This is a genomic window from Kitasatospora misakiensis (genome assembly GCF_042656005.1).
In the GTDB taxonomy this organism is placed as follows: Bacteria; Actinomycetota; Actinomycetes; order Streptomycetales; family Streptomycetaceae; genus Kitasatospora; species Kitasatospora misakiensis.
Genome location: NZ_JBHSOF010000152.1, coordinates 1 through 670 on the forward strand (window position 1 = coordinate 1; position 670 = coordinate 670).

Genomic DNA, 670 nt, shown 5'->3' on the forward strand with positions numbered 1-670 from the left:
CCTCGCCGAACTTCCGGCACCCGGTGACGCTCGCCAAGGAGCTGATCACCGTCGACGACGTGTCGAACGGGCGCCTCACGCTGGGCATCGGGGCCGGTGGGACGGGGTTCGACGCGACGGCGATGGGGCAGGAGGCGTGGTCGCCGAAGGAGCGGGCGGACCGGTTCGGGGAGTTCCTGCCGCTGCTGGACGAGCTGCTGCGCAACGACGCGACCACCCGCGAGGGCGCGTACTACTCGGCGGTCGAGGCGCGGAACGTCCCCGGCTGCGTGCAGACGCCGCGGGTGCCGTTCTACGTCGCCGCGACCGGGCCGCGCGGGCTGAAGCTCGCCGCCGAGTACGGGCAGGGCTGGGTCACGTACGGCGACCCGCGCGGGCCGGCGGACGTGCCGGTGGAGCAGGCGCCCGAGGTGATCGCGGGGCAGATCGAGAAGCTGACGGCGGCCTGCGAGGCGGCCGGCCGGGACGTCGCCACGCTGGAGAAGGTGCTGCTCCAGGGCTCGACCGCGGAGCAGCCGCTCCAGTCGCTGGACGCCTTCGTGGACTGGGCGGGCCGCTACCAGGAGCTGGGCATCACCGAGCTGGTGATCCACTGGCCCGTCCCGGACTCGGTCTTCGCGAACGACCTCGCCGTCTTCGAGAAGATCGCCACCGAGGGCCTCGCCCAGCT

The 670-nt window shown here is 73.3% G+C and carries 1 protein-coding gene; it reads left to right on the forward strand.

Features of this window, described 5'->3' with window-relative positions; all coding sequences use genetic code 11:
• Positions 1-670: LLM class flavin-dependent oxidoreductase (locus tag ACFP3U_RS37005; protein ID WP_380230165.1), on the forward strand; the 670-nt coding region annotated here is incomplete at both ends.